Source organism: Bacillus sp. FSL M7-0558, from assembly GCF_038003245.1.
GTDB classification, from domain to species: domain Bacteria; phylum Bacillota; class Bacilli; order Bacillales; family Bacillaceae; genus Bacillus; species Bacillus pumilus.
The window spans coordinates 1,080,268-1,106,246 of the sequence record NZ_JBBOOU010000001.1; the positions used below are offsets into that span (position 1 = coordinate 1,080,268).

Consider the following 25,979-nt stretch of genomic DNA (forward strand, 5'->3'; position numbering starts at 1 on the left):
GCATCGTTTTTGGATATAGGAAGTAAGCCAAAAGGTGTGTACACTGTTCTCATATGCTTATGACTAGAGGAGAGAGTGAAATGATCCCTGCAGCTAAAGAAGAAACCGCACACCTATCCATCATTCCATTTATATTCGTTTTATTTGGTCTTTTTATGATTACAACCGCAGTGAATCTGCAGGTGCCCCTTTATACGTTGTATGCCGAACAAGCAGGGTACGGAAAGGCGGCTACAGCCCTTGTATTTGCTGCATATGTCTTCGGACTGATTCCAGTTTTACTTTTTCTTGGCGGGATATCTGACCGGGCTGGACGCAAACCGGTTTTATTGGTCGCACTTAGTTTTTCGTTATGTGCTACCTTATTGATGATCGTACATCCTACCATTCAGATGCTCTTTTTGGCGCGGCTGCTGCAAGGGGTGGGGCTTGGCCTGAGTGTTGGCACATGCACTGCTTATTTGATTGCTTTATATCCAGAAAAATCAAGCTGGATTCCAACTTTTATTGCGTTATGCAGTTCGATTGGCTTTGGGGGCGGTGCTCTTTTTACGGCACTTCTTTCTTTTCAGTATGTGACGCTTGCGCCGCTTAGTTATTGGATTGTGATGGGCTTTTTAATCCTAACGATCGTGGGTGTCTTCTTTTTCGTTCCGCCTGTACAAGGAGATGCAGATAAACCGATGATGAACATGCCAACATTTCCAAAAGGAACAATGCCAGCGAATGCAGCGATTGCTGTCGCGTGGTCAGTGTGTGGCCTTGTGATTTCGGTTTTGCCAGCACAGCTTAAATTGAATGGATATGAATTATGGGTAGGGCCGGCACTGTTTTTGATTAATATGTCAGGTGTCCTGATGCAGCCTTTTGTTCGCAAAATGAATAGCAGAGCAGCGCTCCTTGCCGGATTTATCTGTCTTCCATGTGGATACGGTCTCTTGCTATTTGGAGCAAATGGTGGGTCAATCATTCTTGTGCTTGCCGGAACGATGCTTGCGGGTACTGCCTGCTATGGATTTACTTATTTAGGCGGTCTTCAGCTTATTGTCGAGCGGGGAAAAAAGGAGGCAGCTAGAGCCGTTGCCGGGTTTTATTTGTTTGCCTATTTAGGTCTGGGTCTTCCAAGTGTTTTTGTCGGACTCTTCGCTGATCTGTTCGGAACTCAGGTGGTGTTAACCGTCTTTTTCTTGGTCGTTTTGGCAGCTTGTCTCATCCTTTTGATGTCAAGTGTCAGACAGAAACAAAAGTGAGGAGTCTTGCTTTCTCTTTTGCCTTCCATTCGTTTAAAATAAAGGCATGAGAGGGGAAGATGACATGAAAAAAGTGCAGCTGGACGGCGCGTCGTGCAGGTCGCAAGAAGAGCTTCATGACCAACTAAAAACAGTTTTACACCTTCCTGACTACTACGGGAAAAATCTCGATGCCCTATGGGACTGTTTGACAGGAGAAGTAAATCTGCCAGTAGAGTTGACATGGGTGAATTTTGACACGAGCAAGGACGCTCTTGGCGAGTATGCAGAAAGCGTAAAGCAGTTATTTCAAGAAGCAGAAGAGGAATTGAAGGGACAATTTCAAGTGAGTTTTCAATAATGGTGAAAAAGCAGCCGACATTAGAGGCTGCTTTTTTCTGAATTTTCTTCTGCGATGATATGGATGTAGACAATGCTAACTATACGGAATCATTTAAAAAGAACACTACCGGCAGATTAAAAGATTGAGTTATCTGAGTTTTAAATTTTTTTAATTGTGGATTCATAAAAATATGTTGCGTGCAGGAAACTTTCGTTAAAATATGTTATAGTGGAACCTACATTGATAGACTAAGATAGAGTGAGGGTTCGGAAAGGATGAAGGAGAAAACAAGATCAAAAAGAAGGCTGAGACCTTGGGTGAAAGTCGTGCTGTTTATCATGGCATTTGTCATGGTGATGGCAATATCTGTGACAGGATATGCTTACTATAAAATTTCAAAAGCGTCGAATAAGGCGCAAGTGTCATTAGAAAGAGGAGACACCTCGCAAAAGCGTGTGAAAGCTTTTGATCCAGGAAAGGACAGCTTCTCGGTCCTGCTGCTTGGAATTGACAGCCGTCCAGGTGAAACGGTAGACGAAGCAAGAAGTGATGCGGTCTTACTGGCGGCTGTGAACCGAACAGAGAAAACCATCAAGCTCCTCAGTATTCCTCGTGATTCTTATGTAGATATTCCGGGAAGAGGATATGATAAAATCGCCCACGCCCATGCGTTTGGGAGTGCAGATTTGTCAGTCAAAACGGTCGAAAACCTGTTGAACATTCCTGTAGACTATGTGATTTCAGGGAACTTTAAGGCGTTTCAAGACATTGTAGATGAGCTAAACGGAATTGACGTAACGATTGAAGATGAAGGTATCGCAAAACAAATGGAAAAGGATTCAAAAGGGAAAGTTCATGTGCAAACAGGAACACATACGTTAAATGGCGAAGAAGCATTAGCCTTTGTGAGAACGAGAAAGGCAGACAGTGACCTCATGCGCGGGAAGCGCCAAATGGAAGCACTTCAAGCCATCTTTGAAAAGTCTAAATCCATTTCTTCGATCCCATCCTATGACAACATCATTGATACACTTGGTGATAATGTTTCAACCAATCTGTCCATGAAGCAGTTTATCGGTCTTTTCCCGTTATTGAGCTCATTGAAATCAGTGGATACCATTCAGCTAAAGGGCCATGATTATCAGCCTGGGAATGTGTATTACTTTGAGTTAGATGGCGCTGGATTAGAAGAAGTGAGAACAGAGCTGAGAGAACAGCTTGAATTATCATAAAGAAGCATTAGCCTGCCGCTGTGGCAGGCTTTTTGCTTTGAATGGGGAAGCGCGACAATGAAGCAAATTCAATTCGCTTGATGAAGAAAATACCGTGTCAGCAGTTCCTCTACCCGGTGACGTATACGTGGATTAAAGTATTTATGTTTTTCTTCATAGCCATCCATGATAAATAGATACGTTGTAAATCCTTCATCGTGTTCGATTTGCTGTACCTTCATTTTTTCTTTACGTAAATGCTGCTTTAGTTCATAAAGTGCTTTTTGTGCTTCCTTTAAGGCGGAGGTCACAAGCTGAATGTATGGTTCATTTAGTTTAAATGTTTGATGTTGTTTTAAGTGAGTCAAATCACGATTGAGGATGGAGACGACCATTGGAAGAAAGATGGCCTGTTCCATCATCTGAAGCTGTATTCTTGATAGTCTCGTCATGTCCAAGCCTGCTTTCTTTCTTGATGGAACACATGTTCTTATTTATTATACCGAATGAGTCAAATAATCTCAAGGGGGGGGGGATTCATTTGTATATTTTTATGTTTTCCATGTAAAATGAAAAGTAGACAAACCTTGAAGGAGTCAAACAAGTTGACATCATTTCTTTCCCTATTTACTCACGAAAATATCACATCATTTTTTGAGAGCTACAAGGCCTTTGGACCGATTGTGGCCATATTGCTCCCTTTAATAGAAGCATTTCTTCCGTTTTTACCACTCGTTGTGTTTGCTGTAGCGAATGCAAATGCATTCGGCCTTTGGGAAGGATTTTTATTGACCTGGATTGGCGCAAGTGCAGGGTCTATTCTTGTCTTTTTACTGATCAGAAAGTTTGGACAGATGAGAATGCTCAACTTTATCAGCAGGCATCCTTCCATTAAAAAATTGATGCTTTGGGTGGAGAAGCGGGGATTTGGTCCATTATTTATTTTACTTTGCTTTCCTTTCACACCCTCTGCTGCCGTCAATGTTGTAGCAGGTTTATCAAGAATTAGCTTTTGGCAATTCTCATTAGCTACTTTATCTGGTAAGTGTGTCATGCTTTTTATCATTAGTTTTATTGGTTATGACCTCTCTGCTTTAGTTAAGAATCCGTTAAGAAGTATTTTTGCGGTTCTAGTTATTGCAGTATTATGGTATGTTGGAAAGAGAGTAGAAAATAGGTTAAACATTCGAATGAGTAAACGTGAGAACAAAGGAGGCTCTTAATGAAAAAGAAGCCATTGCTATGGTTGATGATTATTACAGGCATCGTCTTATTGTTCCAAGTCAAGAATTTCATGTTTGTCACATATAAAGTAGAAGGGGTTAGTATGGACCCAACTTTTACAGATGGAACAGAATTATTAATCAATAAGTTCTCGCCAAAACTCACGAAAATTAGCCGGTTTGATTATGTGTTATTTCACGGACCTAAAAATCAAATCTTGATCAAGCGGGTCATTGGACTCCCAGGAGAAACGATCAAGTATGAAGATGATCAGTTATTTGTCGATGGTGAAAAAAAGAAGGAACCTTATTTAAAAAAGCAGAAACAACATAAAATGGGGAACGTTCTGACAGGGGATTTTCAGCTGAAAGCCATCACAGGAGACGATAAAATCAAAAACAATCATTACTTTGTGGTCGGAGATAACCGAATACATAGCTTCGACAGCCGGCATTTTGGCACCATTTCAAAGGATCAAGTTGTCGGTGTTAAAAGAAATACCAGCGAATAAAAAAAGGCGCTCTGCACATGCAAAGCGTCTCTTTTTATTTTGCGGCTTTATAATCAGGCTGCCTTTTTGCCCATACGTGATGTAAGAAGCGGAAAAACGGTGGCAGCATTGCAATGACGAGAATAATTCTGACGACTTGTACAGCCACAACAAAGGTAGAATCCTCATGCAGTGTGACCGCAGTTGTTGCCATCTCTGCAATACCGCCAGGCGAAAAAGCAAGAATGGCTGTAATGACAGAGATACCTGTGATCTCAGCGATGGCAATAGAGCTGAGGACAGTCGCAGCAATTAGCCCAGCTGAGCTGACGACAGCCACAATGAGAGTGTTTTTTAGCCCGACAAACATTTCTTTATTCATTTTTGAACCGATGGTTGCACCTAGAAATACTTGAGACGCAATGTTCGCTTGTGCCGGCCAATAAGGAATCAAATCATAACCTATGAGTGCGCCCGCACCAACTTGAAGAGCTGCGACGCCTAGCATGCTGCCGATCAGCCAAGGAGCAGGGAAATGAAGACGAACTGCTAGGCGTGACATGAGCCAGGCACCTAAAATAAGCGCAGCGGTCCAAGAGATGTTTGAAAGGGTGAAAACACCCGAAGAAAAAGCGCTCCCTTGCGTAACTACAGCCACATCCGCTTGGTTTTTTGTATTTAAATAAAACACTGTAAATGGGATAGTGAGTACAACCATTAATACACGTATCGTTTGCACGAGACTCACAACAGCTGTATTGGCTCCCACCTCTTGGGCAATGCCCGGCATAGCGGATAAACCGCCGGGGGCAGTTCCGACAAAGCTTGTCAGCATATCTGTTTTGCTCAGCTTCCATAAGACAAAGCCTGAGAGCATCGCCAGTAGAATAGAAAAGACGAGCATGAAACTCACAGGGAGCCAATTTTCAGCGAAAATGTGAAGGACCTCCATATTCATTTTCTGTCCGAGTTCGATTCCGAGAATGAATTGACCAAGGAGCAGCCATCTGCTGTGAATACGTAAGGTGCTAGTTCCTTTACGCTGAAACAGGGTGGGGCGGCGCATAGCAATAAAAGCTGCGGTGATTAATGTACCTACCATCCAGCCAATGGACATACCTGTTAAAGACAAAAGAAATCCACCTAAACCGCTTATCGCAATGAGAATGAGATCGGTTCGAAGGCTGTTTCCTTGTTTTATCACATGTAAACCTTCTTCCTATATGTTTGTTCAGTAAGTGAAATGTTGTTAACTTCACTATAATACAAAAGTCTCTATAAATAAAATACGAATTTTTTCACTATTTTCATAAGATTATCTTATCACTAAATGATTAGTACATTTTTATAAAGAAAGATATCATTTTTACCAAAAACAAAGTCTATATACAACGATTTTCCCCTATTTATGTTATCAGTTGACTATCATTTTCAATTACACTACACTACATAGTGTGGGGTGATAACATGAAAATTCCTTCTTTTAAATATAATGAAAAGGGATTGAATCGTTTTTTTGGTCCTTTAGAGGGAAGAATTATGGAGATCCTTTATGAAGGTGAGGATATGCCGATTAAAGAGGTGCAGCAAAAGCTGTCAGATGAGAAGCCGATTAATTTCAACACCGTGATGACTGTGCTGAACCGCTTAACCGAAAAAGGAATTGTGGAGAAAAAAACAAAAGGGCGCTCATCTATTTATAATCCTATTTTAACAAAAGAAGAATTTCTAAATGAGCAAACAAAATGGATTACACAAGGATTGATGGATGATTTCGGTCCACTGGCAGTGAATCATATGGTGGATGCGATTGAAAGTGCTGATCCTGAATTACTCAAAGTACTAGAAGCACGGCTAGCATCTAAAAAAGAGGAGCAGCAAAATGAATAAAATGAAGTCGAGTCTGCTGTTTTCAGGCGGTATATTGATTGGTTTAGCCATTTTTTATCAGATGGGGTATTACGTGCTTTCAAGCTTTTTTGGCTGGAATCAAGCATATAACCTGATCCATGTATGCCAGTCTGTGCTCGAATTCTATGGATTCACTCCTTTAAAATACTTTCTGGATGCCTTAGTCCTCTACACATTGGGTTTTGCGATTTTTTATATGACGAAACAAATCAAAAAGTACATTCAATTCAAGCAAAATCTGATGCTTGCAGTCGATCACCAGTCGACCGAATCTTTATCTGAGAAATATGCTAATGACATCATCGTGTTTCATTGTCATGAACCGCTTGCTTTTGCAATGGGGATGCTTCACCCAAAGGTTTATTTATCAACAGCTCTCATGGACATGCTGGATGAAGAAGAGATTGACGCTGTAGTTCATCATGAATTGCATCACAAATACAGCTATGATCCTTTAAAGGCTTTCATGTTCTCAATGCTCACAAAAGTCATTTGGTACATTCCAGTGTTAAAGCATATGAGACAAAGCTACTCTGTTTTTCGTGAAGTGATTGCAGATGACTATGCCATTCAGAAGACAGGTACTGAGCTTGGAGTAGGGCAGGCCCTTTTGAAGCTGATTAAAAAGAGAACCCAGTTTCAAAAACAAACAAAGTTTGCGGTGTCCTTTGGGGATCGGGCATTGAATTTAAGAATACAAAAAATCTTAAATCCAACTTACAATATTCCTTTTAATGTACCAATGATTCCAATCGTCACATCAGCCATTCTGATGGTGGTCTTAATGATTATGCTCAACCTTAATTACTAATTTTTTTACTTATTAACATTACATTGTGTAGTGTAAAAACAGGAGGAAATCACTATATGAAAACAAATCAAGAAATAGGAACACTTTTTGTACGCGTTATTTTAGGTATTATTTTCTTTTTACATGGGCTTCAGGCATATCAAGGAGGGCTGGGAGGCACAGCAGCATTCTTTGGACAAATCGGTGTACCTGAATTTATGGCCTATATTGTGAAGACAATTGAGCTAGTCGGTGGTATTGCCTTGATTTTAGGTCTAGGAACACGTATTTTCGCAGCATTATTCGTACCAATTATGGCAGTAGCGATTATCACTGTTGGTTTTTCTAGAGGATTTGTTGGTGGCTATGAATTTGAACTTTCGCTGCTCGTCATGGCGCTTTATTTGACTCTTAGCGGCAGTAAGCTGTTGTCAATTGATGGGATACTCAAGCATCAGCAGCAAAGCAATGAAGCAAAATTTCATTAAAAGATCATAAAAAAACTCCTTCTGCTATTTTGGGCAGAGGAGTTTTTTTAATGGTCAAAATCTCATTTTCTCGTTTGAAAATAAGGAAGGGATGTGAGGATTTGCTACATTTAGCGCTTTCTTTAATAGATTGAATGAACGAAAAATCGATTTCATTTTTTGACGGAACATACGATCTCCTATTAAAATAGGACTATCTATGATACATGGTGCGTTAAAAGATATAAAAACCATACAGCATGCTGCTGCTCATCTTGAGCGATACGTTTCATTAGCTCTTTTGTTCCTTGATCCCGGACATAGTCTGATACGCTTAAGTAAAAATCGACCGTTTTTTGTTCATCTTTAAAGGCAAACATAAGTCCTTCTCTGAATTGGTCTGGACAAGGTTCTGTTACGCTTGGTTTGTGGTTTTTCCCTGTTAAAGAATAATATAGCTTTGAAAATAGTTGATAGTGTCTGACTTCATCCTGGCGTATTTCTTGAATGATCTTTTTTGCTTCAGGATTTTTTGCCTTTTGGGCAAGTTTTTCGTAGCATTGGATCGCAGAATACTCACCATTAATCGCTTTCTCAAGGTCTGAAATGATCCTTGTGTTTTGGCGCATGTCATAAGGCGAGTAGTCATAGTAACCGTAATACATGATATTGCCAGCCTCCTTTTAGTTCATGATGGTTTATGATATGAAAAGAGTGAGGAAAGGTGCCTATGTCTTTTTTCAGAAAGGAGAATGGGAACGTGATCGGAAAATAGCTATTTACCTTTATTTTCGCTAGAATATGAGTACATAAGAAAGGTGTTGTGGAACGTGGAGATTCAGTTTTTAGCAGGCAGATCGGGGAGTGGAAAAACGACTGCAATCTTAGAGGAAATCAAAGAACAGCTTCGGCTTGATCCGTTGGGTCCGCCAATCATTTTTTTAGTCCCGGATCAAATGACATTTTTAATGGAATATGAGCTTGCGAAAACGTCTGAAGCTGGTGGAATGATCAGAGCTAAAGTATTTAGTTTCACTCGTCTTGCTTGGTCGATTTTACAGCAGACTGGTGGAGCGAATCGGCAATTTGTGACAAGCACAGGAATTCAAATGCTTTTAAGAAAAGTGATTGAAGAGCAGAAAGACAAGTTTAAAGTATTCAAAAAAGCGAGTGATAAGCCGGGGTTTGTGGAGCAAATCGAAAAAACGATGGCTGAATTAAAAAGATACTGTATGCTGCCGGAGGATATTGAGAAAATTTCAGCGTCTAGCATGCATTCAGAGTATACAGAAGAAAGACGGGCAGCCGAAAAATTGCATGATCTCCATGTTCTTTATCAGCAGATGGAGGAGCATTTACAAGATGAATATGTGCACTCAGAAGACTATTTGACTCTTCTTTCCCAGCAAATTCCTTCAGCTGAAGAAATAAAAGGAGCACACATCTATATAGATGGTTTTTATCAATTTACACCGCAGCAGCTTCTTGTCATTGAACAGCTCTTGCTGCATGCAGCAAAAATAACTGCGGCTTTCACAGTAGATCGATCCTATCATGATAGGCAGCCAAATGAACTTGATTTATTTCGTATGACAGGTAAAACGTATTTCCAGCTCTATCAGCTTGCTAAAGAGTGCGAAGCTGACATTTCTGAAAATATTTTTGAAAGAAATCATCGGCACCTTTATACACCAGATCTTGCTTATTTAGAACACCAATATGAGCAGCGACCCGTTCAGCCATATCAGGAAAACACCCCTCATCTCACAGTGTCTAAAAGTGCAAATAAACGAGCTGAAATTGAGGGAGTAGCGAGAGATATCCTTGATTTAGTGAGAGAAAAAGGACTCAGACTGCGAGATATCTCGATTGTAGCGCGGCATGTAGATGACTATAAAGATACGTTAAAAGAGGTTTTTCGAGATTACGATATTCCTTTTTTTATTGATGGAAATGAATCGATGCAGTATCATCCGCTCATTGAATTAATTCGTTCGAGCTTGGATGTCATAAAAGGAAATTGGCGGTATGAAGCGGTATTTCGCTGCGTGAAAACAGAGTTCTTATTTCCGCTTGAAATCACTAAGAACAAAGCGAGAGAGCAGGCAGATCAGCTTGAAAACTATTGCATTGCTTATGGTGTAAAAGGAGAGCGCTGGACAAACGGCTCCCGGTTTCATTACAGGCGTTTCCAATCATTAGATGAGGATTTCGGACAAACAGATCAAGAAATTGAAATGGAACAAATGCTAAATGACGTCAAAGAATGGATCGCGCCCCCGCTTTACCAGTTGCAGAAAAGGCTCAAAAAAGCGCAAAAGGTAAGGGACATGGTAGAGGCTGTCTATGTCTTTTTAGAAGAGATACAAGTACCAGATAAGCTTGAAAAGGCGAGGCTTGAGGCTGAAGAAGCAGGTCGATTAGCTGAAGCAATGCAGCACGGGCAAGTATGGGATGCGGTGATTCAATTAATGGATGAATTTGTTGACATACTAGGTGACGAAGAGCTCTCATTTCCCTTATTCCAACAGATGATAGATACAGGGTTAGCTTCTCTAAAATTCGCTTTGATTCCGCCTTCACTCGACCAAGTATTTATTGGAAGTATGGATTTATCCAGAATGTATCAAGTGAAGTGTACGTTTATCATTGGTGTAAATGATGGCGTTATTCCCGCACGTCCCTCTGATGAGAGTGTATTGTCTGAGGATGACCGAGAATGGTTAAAACGAGCAGGAGCAGAGCTGGCAGAGACAGGAAAAGAACGGCTGCTAGATGAGCAATTTTTAATTTACCAAGCGTTATCAAGTCCATCCCATCATTTGTATCTATCCTATGCGGCTTCTGATGCAGAAGGACGTTCTCTATTGCCTTCAACACTCATCAAGTATTGCCAAGAGCTTATGCCAAATCATCAGCAGGCTCTTTATGTGTTAGATCCAGAACAGCTGGAAGACGATGAGCAATTAAAATTTGTAGCGAATGAGCATGTTTCGTTGTCTTATACCGTCTCACAGCTGCAGCAATGGCTCAATCAATATCCCATCAGCGGTGTATGGTGGAGTGTCTATAACTACTTAATGAGATCTCCTCATCGGGATGTATCAAAAAACATCATGTCAAGCTTGTTCTTTACAAATCGAGCGAAGCCATTAAAGCCTAATGTCACAAAAGAGCTTTACGGTGACCATATTCAGGGCAGTGTTTCAAGAATGGAGAAGTTCAATGCGTGTGCATTCTCTCACTTTGCTTCCCACGGTTTAAAACTAAAGGATCGACAATTTTACAAATTGGAAGCACCCGATATCGGCCAGCTGTTTCACTCGGCTTTGAAGCATATTTCAGATACGCTAGTTGAACAAAAAAAGGATTGGAAAAACCTAACGAAGGAAGATTGTGTCACCTATTCAAGACATGCAATCGAACAGCTTGCTCCGCGTCTTCAAAAGGAGATTCTATTAAGCTCTAATCGGCATGCTTATATTAAAGAAAAGCTTCAGAAAATCTTGATTCGAGTCTCTTCTATATTAAGTGAACATGCCAAATTGAGTGGATTTTCTCCGGTAGGGCTTGAGTTAGGTTTTGGAGGTCAAGGGCCTTTGCCGCCGTTTACTTTTCAATTAAAGAATGGCTGCACGATGGAGCTTGTCGGAAGGATTGACAGGGTAGATAAGGCAGAAGGTTCAAAAGGGCTGCTTTTAAGAATCGTCGATTACAAATCCAGTGAGAAAGGTCTTGACCTAGCAGAAGTATACTATGGTCTTGCCTTGCAAATGCTCACATACTTAGACCTAACCATTACGTATTCGAAAGAGTGGCTCGGCGTAGAAGCAACGCCTGCTGGCATTTTATATTTCCATATTCATGATCCGCTCATTCAAGCACCGATTCCACTTGCAGAGGATGAAATTGAGCAGGAAATCTTCAAGAAATTTAAAATGAAGGGTTTATTGCTTGAAGATGTGGAAGCAGTAAAGCTAATGGATCAAACGCTTGATTCAGGTAGATCGCAAGTCATTCAAGCCGGTTTGAAAAAGGATGGGTCTTTCCGTTCTGATTCGGCAGTTTTAAGTGAGGATCATTTCCATATACTCACACAACACGTTCGGCGCACATTTGAAGAAGCAGGCGAAAGAATTACAAATGGAGAGGTCGCAATTAATCCATATAAATTAAAGGATCAAACACCTTGCCGCTTTTGTTCATTCAAGTCTATTTGCCAATTCGATGAATCAATAGAAGATAATGATTTTAGGGTGCTCACCTCTGAAAAGGATGATGTTGTGATAGAACGGATCAAAAAAGAAGGGGATCAGTATGCAAATACCAAAACCGAATAACAGTACGTGGACGGATGACCAGTGGGAAGCCATCGTTTCAGAAGGACAAGATATCTTGGTTGCGGCGGCGGCAGGGTCAGGTAAAACAGCTGTTTTGGTTGAACGCCTGATTCGAAAAATGACCCGGCCTGAACATCCAGTTGATGTGGATCGTCTGCTCGTTGTGACTTTCACAAATGCTTCTGCGGCAGAGATGAAGCATCGGATCACAGAAGCACTTGAAAAAGAATTAGCCAAAAACCCTGGGTCTCTTCATATGAGAAGGCAGCTGTCCCTCATGAATCGAGCCAATATTTCAACCTTGCACTCCTTTTGCTTGCAGGTTTTGCGCACCTGTTACTATGAAATTGATCTTGATCCAGGCTTTCGTTTGGCTGACCAAACAGAAGGAGAATTATTAGGAGATGAAGTGTTAGACGAACTGTTTGAGGATGAATATAAGGCTGGAAAGCCATCATTCTTTGAATTGGTTGATCGTTACACATCTGACCGTCACGACTTAGATTTGCAATGGCTCGTGAAGAGAATTTATGAGTTTTCGAGATCTCATCCTTCTCCGGAGCAATGGATGCGGGCATTTCTTTCACTTTATGATGTAGATGCTCAAACAAAAGTAGAAGAATTACCGTTTTATCCATATATCAAAGAAGATCTTTCTCTCGTTCTCCGGAGCTGCCAGGAGCTGCTTGAACGAGCTCTTTCGCTATCAAAAGAACCGGGCGGCCCAGCACCGAGAGCAGAGAATTTTATAGATGATTTAGAGCAAGTCAATGAATTAATCCGTCATCAAGATGATTTTGAGAAGCTTTATGAGCTTTTGCCGAACGTCAATTTTAAAAGGCTCAAAACGTGCAAAGGGGACGAATATGACCCTGCTCTCTTAGAAAAATCCACAGATGCACGTAATCAAGCAAAAAAACAATTAGAAAAACTAAAAGATGAATACTTCATGCGCTGTCCTGCCCAACATTTAAAAAGCTTAGCTGAAATGAAGCCAGTTGTGGAGACGCTTGTAGAGCTTGTGATCCAATTTGGTGAGCGTTTCGAAAGAGCGAAGCAGGAAAAGTCAATTGTCGACTTTTCGGATTTAGAGCACTATTGCTTACGCATTTTAGCGGAGCAGGATGCAGAAGGACATTTGATCGAAACAGAAGCTGCCAAATACTATCAACAGCAGTTTGAAGAAGTGCTCGTTGATGAATACCAGGATACAAACCTTGTACAAGAAACGATTTTAAAGCTTGTATCTAAAGGAGAACATTCTGCTGAGGGCAATCTGTTTATGGTTGGTGATGTAAAGCAGTCTATTTATCGTTTTAGACTGGCAGAGCCTATGCTCTTTTTAAACAAATATAAACACTTTCAACCAGACGGCAAAGAAACAGGGAAGAGAATCGATTTAAATAAAAACTTCCGTAGCCGTTCAGATGTTTTAGATAGTACGAACTTTTTGTTCAAGCAGCTGATGGGGGAAACAGTGGGAGAAATTGAATATGATGAACAAGCTGAATTAAAGCTTGGAGCGAGTTATCCAGAAAGCAAAGATACAACGACAGAAATGCTTCTTGTCCACTTAGATCAGCAGGAAGCAGAAACCGGCGAAGAGCGAGAAGAGCTCGAGACCGTCCAATTTGAAGCGAGAATCATTGCTGAAAAAATAAAAGAATTAGTGGAGCAGCCATTTCAAGTGTACGATGCAAAGCAGCAAATGACCCGTAATTTGCAGTATCGTGACATTGTCATTTTGCTTCGGTCTATGCCTTGGGCTCCGCAAATGATGGAGGAATTAAAGAAGCAGGGAATCCCTGTATATGCGAATCTTTCCTCTGGTTATTTTGAAGCAACAGAGGTGTCTGTCATTCTTTCATTGTTAAAAGTCATCGATAATCCATATCAGGATATCCCGCTTGCTGCTGTTTTAAGATCACCTATTGTTCATTTAGACGAAAATGAATTGGCTCTGATTCGAACGAGTGATAAAAAAGGCACGTATTATGATGCTGTAAAGGCATTCATGAGTGTGACGCATTCTGATCACCCTACATGCAAAAAACTAGAGCGATTTTTCCAATTACTGCGCAAGTGGCGTGATTTTTCTATCAATCATTCGGTGGCAGAATTAATTTGGGAAGTCTACCGTGATACGCAGTATCTTGAATATGTTGGCGGAATGCCTGGAGGCAAGCAGCGACAGGCAAATCTTCGTGCCCTTTATGACCGGGCTAAGCAATACGAAAAAGCTGCCTTTAGAGGGCTATTCCGATTCCTTCGTTTTATTGAAAGAATGCAGGAGCGTGGGGATGATCTTGGTGCAGCAAAAACGTTCAGTGAAACAGAGGACGTTGTGCGTATGATGACGATCCATAGCAGTAAAGGATTAGAATTTCCAGTCGTCTTTACCGCAGGGCTCGGCAGAAACTTTAATATGATGGACTTAAACCAGCCCTATTTACTTGATAAAGAACTAGGCTTTGGAAGCAAGTACATCCATCCTGAGCTGAGAATTAGTTATGCGACATTACCGCTTGTGGCGATGAAAAAAAAGATGAGAAAAGAGTTATTATCTGAAGAATTAAGGGTCCTATATGTAGCGCTCACAAGGGCTAAAGAAAAATTATTTCTGGTCGGCTCTGTCAAAAATCAGGTGAAAGCATTAAGCAAATGGCAAAATGCCGCAACCGGAGAAGAGTGGCTGCTCCCTGATTTTGAACGGTATCAATCGAAAACATACTTAGATTTCATTGGCCCTGCCCTTATCCGTCATCAAGCGATGTCATCTGTTTTAGAAGAAACAGGAGATATTGTTCTTTCGCATCCGTCTACATTTACTATCTCATTTACGCAAGCTTCTGATCTTTTAAAGGAAGATATGTCACTTGAAAAAAAGGAGCAAGACGAGATTGTACAAGCATTGATCGATGGTCTACCTGTTGAAGGATATGGTGATGCTGATGAGAAGGTGGCAGAGAGACTCTCATGGAAATATCCGTATCTAGCGGCCTCGCAAGTCGGCACAAAGCAGTCTGTTTCCGAGATAAAAAGAATGAAAGAAATACAGGATGAGTACAGTGTTCCTTCTTCTATTCGAAAAGCTCGTGCAACATTGTATGACCGGCCAGCTTTCATGAAGAAAAAAACACTCACTGCCGCAGAACAAGGCACCGCAATGCATACAGTGATGCAGCATATCCCGCTCCCTTCTGAGGAGCCCTATGATGAATCACGTATAGGACACCTGCTCGAATCCTTACAGCAGCGAGACTTGCTAACAGATGAGCAGATCCAATCAATTAATCAAGAAGGAATTGCTTCTTTCTTCTCTACTTCAATTGGTCAAAAACTGCTAAAAGCGGACTGGGTAAAACGAGAGGTGTCATTTAGTATGGTGTTACCTGTTAAAGAGGTATACAGTCATATTGATACTGAGGGAGAGCCTGTTCTGATTCAGGGGATGATTGACTGTTTATTTGAAACAGGTGGAAAGCTATATTTACTAGATTATAAAACTGATAGAGTACAAGGCAGATATACAGTTGACGCTGCTGAACCGATCTTGAAAAAGCGTTATGAAACCCAAATAGCCTTATATGCAAAAGCTGTAGAGCGTTTGACAAACAGAACATTAGAGGAGAAAATTCTCTATTTCTTCGATGGGAATTTAGAAATTTCTTTATAAATGTATCGGAATGAGAGGTGAATCACATGAGGATTCTGCATACAGCGGATTGGCATTTAGGGAAAACCCTTGAAGGTCGAAGCCGGCTCGATGAGCAAGCACAGTTTTTAGATGAACTGTATCAAATCGTGAAAGACGAACACATTGATGTCATTGTGATGGCCGGTGATGCCTTTGATACTGTGAATCCGCCTGCTAGAGCAGAGCAGCTTTTTTATGAAAGTCTATCTGCTTTATCTGATAAAGGAAAACGCCAGGTAGTGGTCATTTCAGGCAACCACGATAATCCGGATCGTTTATCAGCCGCATCACCTTTAACAAATGATCAAGGGATTCATTTAATTGGATATCCGACAAATGACATCATCCGTGTCGATGTTCCTTCTGCGGATGAACGTTTATCCATTGCAGCACTCGCTTATCCGTCTGAGGCGAGACTAAATGAGGTGCTAGCTGAAACATTTGAAGAGAAGTTGCTTCGTGATCATTACAATTTAAAGATTCAACAAGCGTTTCAACATTTAAGTAATCAATTTCAACCGGATACGGTCAATATGGCAACAAGCCACATTTATGTGGCAGGGGGGAGTCAAACAGATTCAGAAAGACCGATTGAAGTAGGCGGCGCATATACTGTTGCGGCTGAAAGCCTGCCAGAATCCGCTTGCTATGTTGCACTTGGTCATTTGCACAGGCCGCAAACGATCAAACGTGCCAAAACGATTGCTCGTTATTCTGGATCACCTCTTGCTTATAGCTTTTCTGAATCAGGTTACGCCAAATCAGTCACAATTGTAGAGGCAAAACCGAATGAAAAAGCGAGCTGGAAAGAAGTGTTTCTATCAAGCGGAAAACCACTTATGAAATGGAAGGCGACTGAGGGACTGAGTCAAGTGTACGAGTGGCTGGATGAAAAACGGGATCTTCAGGCATGGATTGATCTAGAGATTCATTTAACAGATCAGCTCTCTATTGAAGAGATTCATCAGCTCCGAAAGCAGCATAGTGGGTTTGTTCACATTCGTCCAAAGTTCAAAGAACTACAGCAAATAGAAGAGCAAAAGCAAGTGGAAAAACTCTCGATCGAAGAGAGGTTCGTGAAGTTTTATGAGCGCCAGACAGGTGGCGGTCTGCCTGATGAAAAAACAGTCAAACTGTTTTTAGAGCTAGCCAATGATATGCAAGAGGAGGAAGCGACTTGAAGCCGATTACGCTGACCATTAAAGGACTTCATAGCTTCAGAGAAGAACAAATAATTGACTTTAGCTCATTATGTGATGCGGGTGTGTTTGGCATATTTGGACCGACAGGAAGTGGAAAGTCTTCCATATTAGACGCCATGACACTGGCACTCTATGGCAAAGTGGAGCGTGCGTTAAATAATACACATGGTATTTTGAACCAAGCGGAAGAAAAGCTGTCGGTTTCCTTTACATTTGCTTTGCAAAAGGAACACCACATTTCTTATAAAGTTGAACGTGCTTTCAAACGAGCGGATGAAATGAAAGTCAGAACGACATTATGCCGCCTAATTGAAATCGGTGATACGCAGACAGTTCTCGCAGATAAAGCGAGTGAGGTGAATCGTAAAGTAGAAGAACTACTCGGATTAACCATTGATGACTTTACCCGTGCGGTTGTCTTACCTCAAGGGAAGTTTGCAGAATTTCTCTCCCTCAAAGGGGCAGACAGACGTCAAATGCTTCAGCGGTTATTTAACTTGGAGAAATATGGAGATCAACTCGTCAAGCGATTGCGTGCAAAGGCTCAAAAGCATTATGGGCAAAAAAATGAACTGCTAGCTGAACTGAATGGTTTAGGAGAAGCTGGTCCAGAGGCGCTGGCAAAAGCAAAGGAAGCAGCTGAGCAGGCAAAGGCTATTTTTCATGAGAAAAAACAAGCGCGGGACAAAGCGTTCACTGCTTTTACAAAGGCGCAAGCGATCTGGCAGTATCAAAAGGAACAAGAAGCTTACGAGACTGAACAAAACAAGCTGAATTTACTAGCACCATCAATAGAAGAGAAAAAGACGAAGCTCCATATCGCAGAGCAGGCAGAGACGCTAAAGCCCTATGCGGATGCATTGACAAAGGCTGAAAAACAGCTTTCTCAAGCATCGAAAGAGAAACAGGACGCAGAAAAGCAGCTGCAGCATCAACGAACGATCTATGATCAAATGGCGCGGGAGTATGAGCAAGCCCGGCAAAAGAAAATAGAGACAGAGCCAGACCTTCTCCAAAAGAAAGAACAGCTGATTCAGCTAAAAGAAATTGAACGTAAAAAAGAGGCAGCTTTTCAGGAAAAGACGAGCATAGAGCGCCAAAAAAATGAAAAAGCGCAGCAGCTCCTCCAAAAGAAGAAAGAAGCGGAGAATCTCCAATCTCTATTAGAGCGTGCACTAACGAAACAAACACAGCTGAAAAATGAGCTGGAGCAGTTACAAGTTTCAGTGAAAGAACGCAAAAGTGTACAGGATGCTTTACGTTTAAGTGAAAATGTTGAAAGAATAAACCTTAGTATTCAAAAGGAAAAGCAAAAGCTGGAGGAGCTCAACAAGCGAGCCTCACAGACTTCAGAAGCATATGAAAAGCTTCAAAAGCAGCAAAACGACCATTATGAAAAAATAGACCAATCGTTTCAAGCAATTGAACACCTCTATTTTTATGTATGTGAACTCGAACGAGCTCTGACAGAATGGAGTCAAAAAGAACAACAACAGAAACTCGAAAAATTAAAGCAGCGAGATGCGGTAAGGGCGGCAGAATTAAGAAAAGAATTAGCGGCAGAGCTAGTAGATGGTGAGCCATGTCCGGTTTGTGGGTCGATTCATCATGATCCAAAGGCTTTGCAATCCAATGACCATGAAGAAACCGTGGCACAAGTCGATGAAGTCATTCAACGGATGGACAAAGAGCTCAAGCAGGCAGAGGATTATGGGAGAGACATGTATGCCGCAAAGCAGCTTCTCGAAACGCATGCCAATCAATTAGTAAAGCAATTCGCTTTCTTATCTCAGAAAGCCCCTGGAGCGGAAGTCGCTGCAGCAGTAGAAACGGTACAAAATTCGCAGTCTTTGCAGGGTATGGTGCAAGAATGGAAAGGCATAAAACAGGATACTCAAGAAGTTGAACATAAACGAGCTCGTTTAATGGATGAAACGCATGATCAAGTAGCAGAGATGAGCAAGATAAAAGAGCAAATGACTTTTGAACAGCAGCGCATCGAAGAATTAGAGGTGCTGATCAAAGAGTTTGATGCTGAGCTTTCAGAGCAAACGACTCAATTTGAACAGACCTTCCCGCATCTTACATTGAATCAAGTACAAGAAATGCAAAAGCAAATCGATGAAAAGGACCAACAAGCGGAAGGCTATAAAGAACGTATTGAGAAAAGCATTACGTTTTTGGAAGAAAAACAGCTAGCAAAAGAGCAGCTGCAGACAGTGATATACAATGTCGAGAAAGAACTTGATAAACTAGCGCATCAGTTAGAAAGTCAGCAGCAGCTTATCCAACAATATGAAACAGATTTAGGCCGATATCCATTAAAAGCTGCCTCTATTTCTGATGAACTTATAGAGGTTGAACACACCCTTTCTCTTCTTAATGAAAAAGAGCAGCAATCGTACAAGCAATTGCAGCACGCGCAGCAGTTGTTTAGTGAGGCGCAAAGTCATTTTTCAAGCAGTGAGCGTCAGCTTCAAGAGGCGAACAGGCGAAAACATGAAGCAGAAGCAGCATGGGAAAAACAAGCAGAATCTTCTCCTTTTCATATGCCGCAGGAAATTGAGTCTGTTTCAATGGAACAGCCAGTACGTCAATCGGTCAAACAGGAAATTGAGGAGTTTGAGGATAAAAGAAAGGAATGTGCCGCAAACTTAAAGCGAATTTCTGAATTACTGAAAGAAGAGTCACTGGATGAAAAGCAGTGGACAGACATTCAGCACAGAAAAGCTGCAGCTGAAAAAGCATTGGAAGAAGCGACAGCAATGAGTGGGTCCGCACATGAACACCTGCGTGTGATTGAAGAGAATCATCAGCGCTTTGCAAGTATTCACGAACGATTGGAAGCACTGCAGGAAGAAATTGATCGCCTTGATAAACTGCAAACTGTTTTTAAAGGGAATACGTTTGTTGAATTTTTAGCAGAAGAACAGCTGGAAAGTGTCAGTCGTGATGCATCCGCCCGCTTAGGTATGTTGACGAGACAAAGATATGCGATTGAGGTCGACTCAGAAGGCGGCTTTGTTATGCGAGATGATGCAAATGGCGGTGTTAGGCGTCCTGTGTCCAGCTTGTCCGGCGGGGAAACCTTCTTGACATCACTGGCGCTTGCCCTTGCTCTTTCCGCACAAATTCAGCTGAGAGGTGAATTCCCACTGCAATTCTTTTTCCTTGATGAAGGATTCGGTACGCTCGATCAAGACTTGCTTGATACGGTCATTACCGCATTAGAAAAGCTACAGTCTCACAATTTAGCAGTTGGTGTTATTAGCCACGTGGAAGAATTGAAAATGAGACTACCGAAGAAACTGATTGTTCATCCAGCAGATCCAAGCGGGAAAGGGACAACGGTCTCAATGGAATTAATGTAAATGTTGAGGTGATGACAGGGTGGCAAAGCAAACCATTGGATTATGTGAGCTCTGCGGAAGACAACATGTCCTGCTCACAGAACACCACTTAACACCAAGAGAAGAAGGTGGGGCTTTTTTACCGACTACCTTCCTGTGTATCCCCTGCCATAAACAAGTGCATGCCCTCTTTACAAACCAGGAGCTTGCCGTGCGCTTGAACACACTTGATGCACTAAGGCAGGATGAAAAGCTTGCTTCGTACATCAAATGGATTCGAAAACAGCCGGCAAGCAAGCTGGTTAAAACAAAAAAATCGAGACAACGTAGAAAAAAATAAGCATAAAAAGCGCTCCTCTCATGAAATGACTGTAGAGGAGCTGCTTTATGCATTGCCTACCATATTCTGATCATTTAAGTCAGGATCCACATAGTTGGTGGCGCTAATGCCATTATTTAATATCAAGAAATCTCCGGTATTCCCCGCTCCAGAGCCTAAAGCAGATTTTGACGAACTTTTAGGTGAAAGGTAAAATGAGTCACCGACGTTTACGACGCCTCCAGAAATAGAGTTAATGTAAATGGGTCCGACAATTGCTGGCATAATCGACATCCTTTATTCGAAGTCATATCACCATCATATGCGCAGGTAGGTCCACTTGTGAGTTTGGCGGACTTTCGTCGTTGCTAAATAACTCTCGAATATGCTTCACTCGCGCAACGGCATTCATTCTACAAGTAGAGCCGATTTGATAGACAGAGGACGATGATACCCCTTCTACATGTATCGAAGAAACTTTAATCACAGGCTTTTCATGGTAAAAAGCCGTTCTAACTGATCGTTCTGGCAGCATCAATGGAATCGGCTCAAAATATACTTCAAATTCTTTCGCATTTAAGTTTTCTGCTTCATAGCCATAAAACAAACTAAGCGTCCGTTGAACAGCTAACACCTTGACCTTCGGGCATAGCTCCTGTGTATCACCAATTTGAACGACACTCGAAATCCCGACAGAATTCACCTTCGAGAACTTCACTTGAGATGTGCGCTTAATCATTATCGAGGTGCCAGAGGAACAAACGGGCCAATGATCAAAGATTCTGGCGGTGTATCAAAAATGGAGGATAATTGTACATGATCTGTGTCCCCGATGATAAATAGGGAAGAGGACGAAACCCCAACTACTTTAATGCTTCCGGTCTCGATGTTGCGGTTGACGACTGTGAAATTCATCCGTTTTCCTCTCCTTTCGTTTCATTTGGAATATGGGCTAAGAAGTGCTCAATCGCTCGTTTAACATCATGCTTCACATATTCAGCAATTTGCTCTGAACGCTGCAGCGGAGTCATATCTTCCCGGTGCGGGAGCTGTCCTGCATAGTATTTGATTCTGCTGTCAATTTGCTTGCGAATATCCTCAATGATGTGGTGCTTGTTGCTTTCATCAAGAGACCCTTCATATCGCTGCTCCAGCTCTTCAAGAAGTTCTGGCGCTTCTTCATTTAAGAATGCGTCGACAAGCTGGCGTGTTTGATTGAAAAATTGATCAGCCGTTTCTTGCTGCATCATTCCAATGCCCGGGGTTGTTGTTTGGCCCACTTCAAAGTTTTGAACACTGTTTGGATCAGATGGATTGAGGCCGATATTCAGCGTACCTTCCAGCCGCTCGATTTTCAGTTGATCAAATTGATAATCAATCCGTTCAATCGTCGTTGTCGGTTTATCCTTGATCATTTGCATTTCCTGCTGAAGTTCGTTAAGCCTTTTTTCAAGCATCATGATTTGTTGTGTTTGTTTTTGAATGATGCCATACACTTGTGAAGCGTTGCTTTGATAGTCATACATTGACATACACCTCCGGGGATTGCAGATGAACTTAAGTTGTTGGTGACTGAAGCGGTACAAAAGGTGCTGTGCTTGCGCCTTGGGATTCTTCAATTCCTTGTGTGCCTGCTGCGGCAGGTGCTGCTTCTACGTAGCTGCCCGTGTTATACAGATTAGAAAGAGCTTTAATTGAACCAGCGCTCCCAATTTGCAGCACAGAGGAGTTACTGACAGACTCTACACGCAAATAATTAATTTGTATCGCTTGATTAATATAGAAGTTCAACGGATTCTCACTCCTTACAAGTTACCAACAAGCGGTTGATCAATGACATCACTGTCGTACGTATTTGTCACACTTTTATAGTTGCTAATGCGCAATTGATCACCAGTGTTAAAACTGCCTGCGCCAGCAAACGTTTTAACCTGACTATTTGGAGAAATGGTGATGCAGTCTCCAACATGAACGACTCCGCTCGTTCCGACGGCATTTACTTTAAAGGCTCCAACAATAGCCGGCATAGCGGTGCACATCCTTTATAAAAATAAGGCACTTTGTTTTTGGGCGTTTCACCATAGCTTATGATGGGTCTTTTAATGTGTGATTGTCTTTTTGAAAGCTTTTGATGAGAGGAATGAGGTGTATGGTTTACCCTTTTTTAGAGCATTCATTCGAGGTATATTTGATGCCTTTATTTAAGAGTGTGTCAAGCTCTTGACTGCACCTGATGGTTTCTTCGGCATTCATCCCGAATTTTTTTGCGGTCTCAATTAAATGTAATCTTTTTTGTTCAATTTCATAATTGATCATAACGGACGCCAACTCTCACATTTTTTATCAAATAGAAGGATATGGTTAGTATACCCTATTTTTCTATAAAAAAAGTTGTTTCGTCAATATGAGTAATAAAGTGACAAAATTCGAAAGCGTCCTTACGTGCGATCTCTCTCTTTTCTTATTTCAGCCTGTAAATAACGTCGTCTTTTGTTGATATACTGCCGGATGACCTCTCGCTCTGATCTTAGAATGTCTTTTCGGTCTCTTGTATAAGGATCATCTCCGATTCGGTTTTCAATAGAAGCATGCCATTTTTCAATAATTGGACAAAGCCGGTCTTCTAAAAAATGTGTATCGAGTACGTGCTGGAAAAGCGTGTAATAGGCTCTCTTAAACGAAGGGATATCTAGTAATCTAGCAGTTAAAGTATTAAAGCCGCTTACTGGAATATAATCAAACGCCATTTCTTCTCCATGAATGTCACGGCCCCATGTCGCATCATAATCCCAAGGAAGCACTTGGAATCTGCCTTGTTCATTCACATAAAGAGCGTAGTTATGGACAAAGCCGTCAAAGTTTTGTGTGCACACAACACCAATGAGCCAGCGGAAATACTGGGTCACATCTAGGTAATGCTCAATCTTTTCTGCAAATATGTCATCTTTCGCTGTGTTGAGAAAGTAAATAAATTCACTTAGCTGCTGATCATGTTGAGAAGTCCCTGTTTTTTTCTCGTACCCGAGGAGAAGGTGTTTTTTTGGCTTTTTATCAAATGAACTCAAAAGGGAAAAGTTGGCGTCGTCATCGACTGCATAATAAATGCCGCCTCCTGAAAGCTGTCTTTTCTGAAAAAAGTGCTCATCGACAGATTCTATTTTTAAATAAATGCCTTCTTTTCTTCCGTTTATCGTGAGAAACACATGAGACGCTGCAGGGCTTAGCACGCCCATTTGCTCAAAGAAATAAAAGGACAGCCTGTTTCGGATAAACGAAGGGTCATTGTACTCCGCATTTAAATGAAAGATGGATTCGCCTTGTCTTTGCTTTGGCTTTCGATATTCAATTTGATAGGACTTTTTCTTAAGTTTCCTAATATGAGACCCCCGGTATGAAGCATAAATGTGTGATTTGATCTGGCCAGTTTTCAAAATGCCCTCAACAGGTTCGTCGTTCCATATGTCTTTTCTTAATTCAATCAGGTCCTTTGGATGAATCCAAATATCCATTTGCTTTAAAGGTTCTGTGGTCATGTGTTCATCCTCCTCCTTTGCTCTTCTTTACGATATGAAAATGAAGGAATGTCCTGTACCCGTTTGTTAGGTATTCATGGAGTTTTAAAAGAAAGGGGCATCCGCCAAGAACACTTGTCTACCAAGTCTCGTAACATAAAGCAGGGAAGATAAACAGCTTGATCTGTTTGTTTTGTCAAAGTATAGACTGGGAGGGGAATCGTTCGTGAGCACATTTGATCATTCACATATTGAACATGCAGTGGATTCACTTAAAAGTGAGGGGCGTGATCATCACTTAGATCGTGAACCAGAATCGAGACGTTCGCATAAGTCAGCTCGTTCTCGTCATTCAAGTCGCGGTCATTGGTTCTTTGGCGGTGGTGGACGCCGTAAATCATGCCACAGTAAAAAAAGCTACAGAAGCTATCGTTCCAAGAAAAGTTATCGCTCGAAGAAAAGCATGAAGAGTAAAAAGTCAAATAAAAGCAAGAAATCTTGCAGAAGCAAAAAGAGCGAACCGAAAAAGTCATGTCGCAGCAAACACAGATCGCATCATAAGAAAAGCTGCCGCAAGTCGCACCGCAGCAAATGCAGATCGCATCATAAGAAAAGCTGCCGCAAGTCACATCGCAGCAAGCACAGATCCCATCATAAGAAGAGCCACAAGTCGCGCCGCAGCCACTCTTGCAAAAGATGTGGAAAGAAAAAGCATCATTTCCGCAGCAGAGGAAATGTTGATCGCAAATGGGATCAAGGGAACATGTGGGAGTATCGCCGCTACCGCTAAACATCAGATCATCTTTTTTGAAACCCTTTTTAAAAGAGAGTATGATAAAAAAGGGTTTTTTTTATTTCATAGAGAAATAAAATGAGACATCACCACTTAGCGAAATGAAGATTGTGAGGGGAAGACATGAAGTTTTTTACAGGTGAGATACATAGCAGGATGTTTATTGGGGTAGTCATTGATGATGAATGGGTCATGGACGTCAAAAAGGCAGAAGCCAAATTATTCGAGCTAGAGACACTGCCGAACTCTTTAGCTGAATGTATTCATATGGGGGACAAGTTTGTTGAGCATGTCAAACAGCTCCTTGACTGGGCTGAGAAAAAAGAAGAGGATCGCGGTTCTTATGTTTATCCGCTGTCGGACGTGAAACTCTATGCGCCGATTCCAAAGCCAGCTAAAAACATTATGTGTGTTGGAAAGAATTATCAAGATCATGTCATGGAGATGGGAAGTGTAGCCGATATTCCTAAAGATGTGATGATCTTTACAAAGGCACCTACTTCAGTCGTTGGACATGAAGCGGATATCCTCCTTCATGAAGATGTGACGAGTGAACTGGATTATGAAGGAGAGCTTGCGATCGTGATGGGCAAATCAGGGAAGAATATTGCACCTGAAGAAGTCCATGATTATCTATTTGGTTACACCATTTTAAATGACGTAACGGCAAGAGATTTACAGAAAAAACACAAACAATTTTTTATAGGGAAAAGCTTAGATACAACTTGCCCGATAGGACCTTATATTGTGCATAAGTCTGTGATCGAGGATCACGGCGCGCTCCATGTGGAAACAAAGGTTAACGGAGAGGTTCGCCAGTCTGCAAGTACAGAATTAATGATTTTCTCCATCGAGAACATTGTGTCTACTCTTTCAAAAGGGATGACACTAGAAGCTGGTGACATCATTGCAACGGGAACACCTTCTGGGGTTGGCAAAGGCTTTGAACCGCCAAAATTTTTAGCTTCAGGGGATCGAATCGACATCACGATTGAACCGATTGGGACGCTATCAAATCGCGTCAAATAAAGAGTGAGATGACACAGGATTGTCGTTTTGTGTTCGACTTATTTCGTGGTACGATGAGAAGGTAATTGTTCT

The 25,979-nt window shown here is 41.5% G+C and carries 26 protein-coding genes; 15 read left to right on the forward strand and 11 right to left on the reverse strand.

The window, feature by feature from the left end:
• Nucleotides 1-80: 80 nt before the first annotated feature.
• From MHB79_RS05240 to MHB79_RS05250, 3 genes are all read left to right on the forward strand, one after another.
• Nucleotides 81-1,250: an MFS transporter gene (locus MHB79_RS05240; RefSeq protein ID WP_310024014.1), complete on the forward strand. Its 1,170-nt coding sequence runs from the start codon at nt 81-83 to the stop codon at nt 1,248-1,250.
• 64 nt (nt 1,251-1,314) lie between these two features.
• Nucleotides 1,315-1,590, forward strand: coding sequence for a barstar family protein (locus MHB79_RS05245; RefSeq protein WP_309216350.1), 276 nt, complete (start codon nt 1,315-1,317; stop codon nt 1,588-1,590).
• A 257-nt stretch (nt 1,591-1,847) separates the two neighbouring features.
• Nucleotides 1,848-2,804: an LCP family protein gene (locus MHB79_RS05250; protein ID WP_309216351.1), complete on the forward strand. Its 957-nt coding sequence runs from the start codon at nt 1,848-1,850 to the stop codon at nt 2,802-2,804.
• A 68-nt stretch (nt 2,805-2,872) separates the two neighbouring features.
• Here MHB79_RS05250 and MHB79_RS05255 read toward each other — a convergent pair whose 3' ends face one another.
• The gene (locus tag MHB79_RS05255) at nt 2,873-3,235 is read right to left on the reverse strand and encodes a hypothetical protein (protein ID WP_003210969.1); all 363 of its coding nucleotides are present in this window, start codon (nt 3,233-3,235) and stop codon (nt 2,873-2,875) included.
• Nucleotides 3,236-3,388: 153 nt separating this feature from the next.
• Between MHB79_RS05255 and MHB79_RS05260 the strand changes: the two genes are divergently transcribed.
• The gene (locus MHB79_RS05260; RefSeq protein ID WP_340989216.1) at nt 3,389-4,006 is read left to right on the forward strand and encodes a TVP38/TMEM64 family protein; all 618 of its coding nucleotides are present in this window, start codon (nt 3,389-3,391) and stop codon (nt 4,004-4,006) included.
• Nucleotides 4,006-4,518 (forward strand): signal peptidase I, encoded by a 513-nt coding sequence (gene lepB / locus MHB79_RS05265; RefSeq protein ID WP_003212294.1) that lies wholly within the window; start codon nt 4,006-4,008, stop codon nt 4,516-4,518. The genes MHB79_RS05260 and lepB overlap by 1 nt, the downstream gene beginning before the upstream one ends.
• 34 nt (nt 4,519-4,552) lie before the next feature.
• Here the strand turns inward: lepB and MHB79_RS05270 are convergent, their stop codons facing one another.
• Nucleotides 4,553-5,698 (reverse strand): AbrB family transcriptional regulator, encoded by a 1,146-nt coding sequence (locus MHB79_RS05270; protein ID WP_212046139.1) that lies wholly within the window; start codon nt 5,696-5,698, stop codon nt 4,553-4,555.
• 266 nt (nt 5,699-5,964) lie between these two features.
• Between MHB79_RS05270 and MHB79_RS05275 the strand changes: the two genes are divergently transcribed.
• Genes MHB79_RS05275 through MHB79_RS05285 form a run of 3 tightly spaced genes read left to right on the forward strand, consistent with a single transcriptional unit; the run spans nt 5,965 to nt 7,686 of the window.
• A complete protein-coding gene (locus MHB79_RS05275; RefSeq protein WP_003210872.1) occupies nt 5,965-6,387 on the forward strand; it encodes a BlaI/MecI/CopY family transcriptional regulator in 423 nt (140 codons plus the stop codon).
• Nucleotides 6,380-7,219 carry a M56 family metallopeptidase gene (locus MHB79_RS05280; protein ID WP_050945367.1) on the forward strand — a complete coding sequence of 280 codons (840 nt, stop codon included), beginning with the start codon at nt 6,380-6,382 and terminating at the stop codon, nt 7,217-7,219. Before MHB79_RS05275 ends, MHB79_RS05280 begins: the two co-directional genes overlap by 8 nt.
• 56 nt (nt 7,220-7,275) lie before the next feature.
• On the forward strand, nt 7,276-7,686 hold the full coding sequence (locus tag MHB79_RS05285; protein WP_106029930.1) for a DoxX family protein: 411 nt from the start codon (nt 7,276-7,278) through the stop codon (nt 7,684-7,686).
• A 197-nt stretch (nt 7,687-7,883) separates the two neighbouring features.
• On the opposite strand, the gene MHB79_RS05290 is transcribed toward MHB79_RS05285, so the two are convergent.
• Complete coding sequence (locus MHB79_RS05290) at nt 7,884-8,330, reverse strand: ferritin-like domain-containing protein (RefSeq protein WP_003211961.1); 447 nt, start codon at nt 8,328-8,330, stop codon at nt 7,884-7,886.
• A 165-nt stretch (nt 8,331-8,495) separates the two neighbouring features.
• On the opposite strand from MHB79_RS05290, the gene addB reads away from it, so the two are divergent.
• From addB to MHB79_RS05315, 5 genes are read left to right on the forward strand one after another with little or no spacing between them, the layout of a single operon-like run.
• Nucleotides 8,496-12,005 (forward strand): helicase-exonuclease AddAB subunit AddB, encoded by a 3,510-nt coding sequence (addB, locus tag MHB79_RS05295; protein ID WP_340989222.1) that lies wholly within the window; start codon nt 8,496-8,498, stop codon nt 12,003-12,005.
• Nucleotides 11,983-15,681 carry a helicase-exonuclease AddAB subunit AddA gene (addA, locus tag MHB79_RS05300; protein WP_340989225.1) on the forward strand — a complete coding sequence of 1,233 codons (3,699 nt, stop codon included), beginning with the start codon at nt 11,983-11,985 and terminating at the stop codon, nt 15,679-15,681. The genes addB and addA overlap by 23 nt, the downstream gene beginning before the upstream one ends.
• A gap of 26 nt (nt 15,682-15,707) precedes the next feature.
• The gene (gene sbcD, locus MHB79_RS05305; RefSeq protein WP_044139868.1) at nt 15,708-16,883 is read left to right on the forward strand and encodes an exonuclease subunit SbcD; all 1,176 of its coding nucleotides are present in this window, start codon (nt 15,708-15,710) and stop codon (nt 16,881-16,883) included.
• Nucleotides 16,880-20,275 carry an exonuclease subunit SbcC gene (gene sbcC / locus MHB79_RS05310; protein ID WP_253622754.1) on the forward strand — a complete coding sequence of 1,132 codons (3,396 nt, stop codon included), beginning with the start codon at nt 16,880-16,882 and terminating at the stop codon, nt 20,273-20,275. Before sbcD ends, sbcC begins: the two co-directional genes overlap by 4 nt.
• A gap of 19 nt (nt 20,276-20,294) precedes the next feature.
• The gene (locus MHB79_RS05315) at nt 20,295-20,594 is read left to right on the forward strand and encodes an HNH endonuclease (RefSeq protein ID WP_113386916.1); all 300 of its coding nucleotides are present in this window, start codon (nt 20,295-20,297) and stop codon (nt 20,592-20,594) included.
• 45 nt (nt 20,595-20,639) lie between these two features.
• Here the strand turns inward: MHB79_RS05315 and MHB79_RS05320 are convergent, their stop codons facing one another.
• From MHB79_RS05320 to MHB79_RS05355, 8 genes are all read right to left on the reverse strand, one after another.
• Nucleotides 20,640-20,858 (reverse strand): spore germination protein, encoded by a 219-nt coding sequence (locus MHB79_RS05320; RefSeq protein ID WP_003211468.1) that lies wholly within the window; start codon nt 20,856-20,858, stop codon nt 20,640-20,642.
• Between the two features lie 22 nt (nt 20,859-20,880).
• Nucleotides 20,881-21,312 (reverse strand): spore germination protein GerPE, encoded by a 432-nt coding sequence (locus MHB79_RS05325; protein ID WP_050945359.1) that lies wholly within the window; start codon nt 21,310-21,312, stop codon nt 20,881-20,883.
• Nucleotides 21,312-21,488, reverse strand: a complete 177-nt coding sequence (locus tag MHB79_RS05330; RefSeq protein WP_003210893.1) for a germination protein GerPD — start codon at nt 21,486-21,488, stop codon at nt 21,312-21,314. The genes MHB79_RS05325 and MHB79_RS05330 overlap by 1 nt, the downstream gene beginning before the upstream one ends.
• Complete coding sequence (locus MHB79_RS05335; RefSeq protein WP_003211179.1) at nt 21,485-22,099, reverse strand: spore germination protein GerPC; 615 nt, start codon at nt 22,097-22,099, stop codon at nt 21,485-21,487. Before MHB79_RS05335 ends, MHB79_RS05330 begins: the two co-directional genes overlap by 4 nt.
• 31 nt (nt 22,100-22,130) lie before the next feature.
• The gene (locus MHB79_RS05340) at nt 22,131-22,364 is read right to left on the reverse strand and encodes a spore germination protein GerPB (RefSeq protein ID WP_003210877.1); all 234 of its coding nucleotides are present in this window, start codon (nt 22,362-22,364) and stop codon (nt 22,131-22,133) included.
• A 14-nt stretch (nt 22,365-22,378) separates the two neighbouring features.
• The gene (locus MHB79_RS05345) at nt 22,379-22,600 is read right to left on the reverse strand and encodes a spore germination protein (protein WP_003211745.1); all 222 of its coding nucleotides are present in this window, start codon (nt 22,598-22,600) and stop codon (nt 22,379-22,381) included.
• 127 nt (nt 22,601-22,727) lie between these two features.
• A complete protein-coding gene (locus tag MHB79_RS05350) occupies nt 22,728-22,889 on the reverse strand; it encodes an aspartyl-phosphate phosphatase Spo0E family protein (RefSeq protein ID WP_012009503.1) in 162 nt (53 codons plus the stop codon).
• Nucleotides 22,890-23,011: 122 nt separating this feature from the next.
• On the reverse strand, nt 23,012-24,106 hold the full coding sequence (locus MHB79_RS05355; protein ID WP_340989229.1) for a CotH kinase family protein: 1,095 nt from the start codon (nt 24,104-24,106) through the stop codon (nt 23,012-23,014).
• A 205-nt stretch (nt 24,107-24,311) separates the two neighbouring features.
• On the opposite strand from MHB79_RS05355, the gene cotG reads away from it, so the two are divergent.
• Together cotG and MHB79_RS05365 are read left to right on the forward strand one after the other, a co-directional pair.
• Nucleotides 24,312-24,875, forward strand: coding sequence for a spore coat protein CotG (gene cotG / locus MHB79_RS05360; protein ID WP_340865837.1), 564 nt, complete (start codon nt 24,312-24,314; stop codon nt 24,873-24,875).
• A 126-nt stretch (nt 24,876-25,001) separates the two neighbouring features.
• Nucleotides 25,002-25,907, forward strand: a complete 906-nt coding sequence (locus tag MHB79_RS05365) for a fumarylacetoacetate hydrolase family protein (RefSeq protein ID WP_310427153.1) — start codon at nt 25,002-25,004, stop codon at nt 25,905-25,907.
• Nucleotides 25,908-25,979: the final 72 nt, after the last annotated feature.